Here is a 3,069-nt window from a genome sequence, read left to right on the forward strand (position 1 = left end):
TCGGACTGATCCCGTACAATATCCGCGTCAATGCCATCGGCCCCGGCACCATCCTGACCGACATGGTCAAGAGCTCGGTCATGGCCAGCGAAGCGCAGCGCCAGACCATCCTGTCGCGCACGCCGAGCGGCCGCTGTGGCGAGCCATCGGAGATTGCCAGCGTCGCTTCCTTCCTGGCCAGCGACGACGCTTCATACATTGTCGGCCAGACCATCTATCCGGACGGCGGTCGCCTGATCCTGAATTATACGGTGCCGGTGAAGGACTGACCGCCCATGGTTGTCGGTACGCCCCACATCAGCCTTGCGGGATCGGGCGCGCTGCTGCTCGATGGAACGCAGGGGGCTTTCAACGATGCCACCCAGGAACTGGTCTGGGCGGTAGCGAATGCCGCGCTGAGCCTCGAAGGGGTGCGCGAGGCCGTTCCCGGCATGAACAACCTGCTGGTGGTGTTTGACCCGCTCGCCACAGACGCCCACAGCGTCGGAGATCAACTGATGTCGCTCTGGTCCGCCACCGATGCCCACCCGGTGACCGGCACGCATCATACGATTCCCGTTCACTACGGCGGCGCGCGCGGCGAGGATCTCACCGGCTGGGCCGCGCATTGCGGCCTGTCTGTCGACGAGACCGTCAGGCGCCACGCGGCGGCCCGCTACACCGTCGCCGCCATCGGCGCCATGCCGGGTTTTCCCTATCTGTCCGGTCTCGACCCGCGGCTTGCCTGGGCAAGGCGCAGCACGCCTCGCCTCAAAGTTACCGAGGGCGCCGTCATCATTGGTGGCGCGCAGGCGGGTATCATGCCGATGACCGCGCCGTCCGGCTGGCACATCATCGGCCATACCGACGTGAAGCTCTTCAAGGCCGAAGCGGAATTGCCCGTGCTGCTCAGGCCCGGAGACAAGATTCGCTTCGCAATTGCAGGGATCGAGGCATGATCGAGATCCTCACCACCGGCCTGCCGAACACGGTCCAGGATCTCGGCCGGCCCGGTCATCTGGCGCTGGGGGTCAGCCATGGCGGCGCCATGGACAAGCAGGCACTGGCGATCGCCAATCTCATGCTGGGCAATGATCCTTCGGCCGCCGGGATCGAGGTCACGCTTCATCCGTTCCGGCTGCGCGCGCATATCGACACCGCCGTCGCCATCACCGGCGCTGATTGCGCCGTCAGCATCGGCGACCGGCCCTGCCCGCCCTGGTGGGCCATGACGATCCGCGCAGGCGAGACCCTTGTCCTCGAGGCGCCGCGCGCCGGTGCTCGTTCCTACATCGCCTTTGCCGGCGGGATCGATCTGCCGCCCGTCATGGGGTCGCGCGCGACGGATGTGAAAGGCGGTTTCGGCGGGTTCGCTGGACGCGGCCTGTCGCGCGGTGACCGGCTTGCGCTCAAACCTGCGCAATGCCGCCTTCCCGCGGGCGGCATCGGCGCAGCGCTGGAGGAGCGACGAGGCGCGGCGGACGCCTTGGCCTCGGCAATCGAATTGCGGGTTCTGCCGGCCGCCGAGTTCGACGCCTTCACGCCGGAGGCCCAGGCGGCTTTCACCGGCAGCGAATGGCGCATCACCGACGACGCCAACCGTATGGGATATCGCCTTGCTGGAGAGACGCTTTCGCTCCTCTCACCGCTCGAATTGCTCTCGCACGGCATCGTACCAGGCACAGTCCAGGTGCCGCCGTCCGGCCAACCGATCATCCAACTTGCCGATGCCAACACTTGCGGCGGCTATCCGAAGATCGCTACGGTGATCGAAGCCGACCTCTGGCGGCTGGCGCAAGCGCCGGTCGGCGCGCGCCTGCGTTTCTCAGCGGTCTCGATAAAAGCGTCGACGGAAGCGCTTCGCGCGAACCGGCAGCAAAGTCACGACTTTATCGCCGCCCGAAACCTTATGGCCGGCGAGCAGAGGACTCCATGAAAATTCGCCCCTTCACCATCGAGATTGCCCAGTCTGAAATCGACGATTTGAAGAAGCGCATCTCGACCTGGCGCGAGCCGGACCAGTTGCAGGCGATAGGCTGGGCGCAGGGAACGGAGCACGAGGAACTGCGCCGACTTATGCAGCACTGGCGCACCGGCTTCGACTGGCGCAAGCAGGAAGCCGCCTGGAACATCCATCCGCACTACCAGACGGATATCGGCGGCGAAACCATCCATTTCATCCATGCGCGCGCCGCTGTGGCGACCAACAGAACGGTCATACTCACCCATGGCTGGCCAGGCAGCGTCTTCGAATTTCACAGGCTGATCCCGCTTCTGACCGATCCGCTTTCGCATGGCGGAAGACTGGAGGACGCCTTCAACGTCGTGGCCCCGTCGATTCCCGGCTATGGCTTTTCGAGCCGGCCGACCAGGCCTGGCCTCAACCTGTTCACCGTCGCCGATCTTTGGGCCGAGTTGATGAGCCGTCTAGGCTATGAGCGATATCTCGCCCAGGGCGGGGATCTGGGCGCCAGCGTGTCGACCTGTCTGGCGCACGCGCATCCAGGCAGTCTCGCCGGCGTGCATCTGAACTTCGTCCCCGGCTCATACTCACCTCCTCACGATCCAGGCCCGGATGGCGACCTGAGCTTGGAAGAACGCGCCTTCCTGGAACGGAAAGCCGGATGGGCGGATCTTCATGGCGCCTATGCTCATATTCAAGCGACGCGCCCGCAAACGCTTGCCTACGGGCTGACGGATTCGCCGGTCGGACTGGCGGCCTGGATGATCGAGAAGTTCCGCGACTGGAGCGATTGCGATGGCGATCTGGCCAACGCCGCTTTTTCGCGCGACGACATGCTCGCCAACATCTCGCTCTACTGGTTCACCCGGACCGTCGCTTCGTCGATGCGGCTCTATTGGGAAACGCGCGCCCGTCCGCTTGCATTCGCGCCCGGCACGGCGATCAACGTCCCGCTTGCAGTGGCTTTGTTCCCCAAAGAGCTGCCGATGCCGCCAAGGAGTTGGGTCGAGCGCGTCTTCAAGGACATCCGCCAGTGGACAGCGATGCCGCGCGGTGGTCATTTCGCAGCCCTCGAGCAGCCCGCTTTGCTTGCACAGGATCTAAGAGCCTTTGCCGGTGGTCTGGAT

Annotated in this window: 4 protein-coding genes; all 4 read left to right on the forward strand. The window is 64.9% G+C overall.

The window, feature by feature from the left end; translation table 11 throughout:
• On the forward strand, positions 1-269 hold a 269-nt coding region (locus EN984_RS28375; RefSeq protein ID WP_127384119.1), incomplete at its 5' end, for an SDR family oxidoreductase.
• Positions 270-275: 6 nt separating this feature from the next.
• A complete protein-coding gene (gene pxpB / locus EN984_RS28380; protein WP_127266695.1) occupies positions 276-938 on the forward strand; it encodes a 5-oxoprolinase subunit PxpB in 663 nt (220 codons plus the stop codon).
• Positions 935-1,915 carry a biotin-dependent carboxyltransferase family protein gene (locus EN984_RS28385; protein ID WP_127266696.1) on the forward strand — a complete coding sequence of 327 codons (981 nt, stop codon included), beginning with the start codon at positions 935-937 and terminating at the stop codon, positions 1,913-1,915. The genes pxpB and EN984_RS28385 overlap by 4 nt, the downstream gene beginning before the upstream one ends.
• On the forward strand, positions 1,912-3,069 hold a 1,158-nt coding region (locus EN984_RS28390; protein ID WP_164765704.1), incomplete at its 3' end, for an epoxide hydrolase family protein. The genes EN984_RS28385 and EN984_RS28390, both read left to right, overlap by 4 nt.

It is taken from the genome of Mesorhizobium sp. M7A.F.Ca.CA.004.12.1.1 (assembly GCF_003997835.1).
Lineage (GTDB): Bacteria > Pseudomonadota > Alphaproteobacteria > Rhizobiales > Rhizobiaceae > Mesorhizobium.

Coding starts and splice junctions, on each gene's coding strand:
- pxpB (WP_127266695.1), top strand. CDS start 276: ATGGTTGTCGGTACGCCCCACATCAGCCTTGCGGGATCGGGCGCGCTG.
- EN984_RS28385 (WP_127266696.1), top strand. CDS start 935: ATGATCGAGATCCTCACCACCGGCCTGCCGAACACGGTCCAGGATCTC.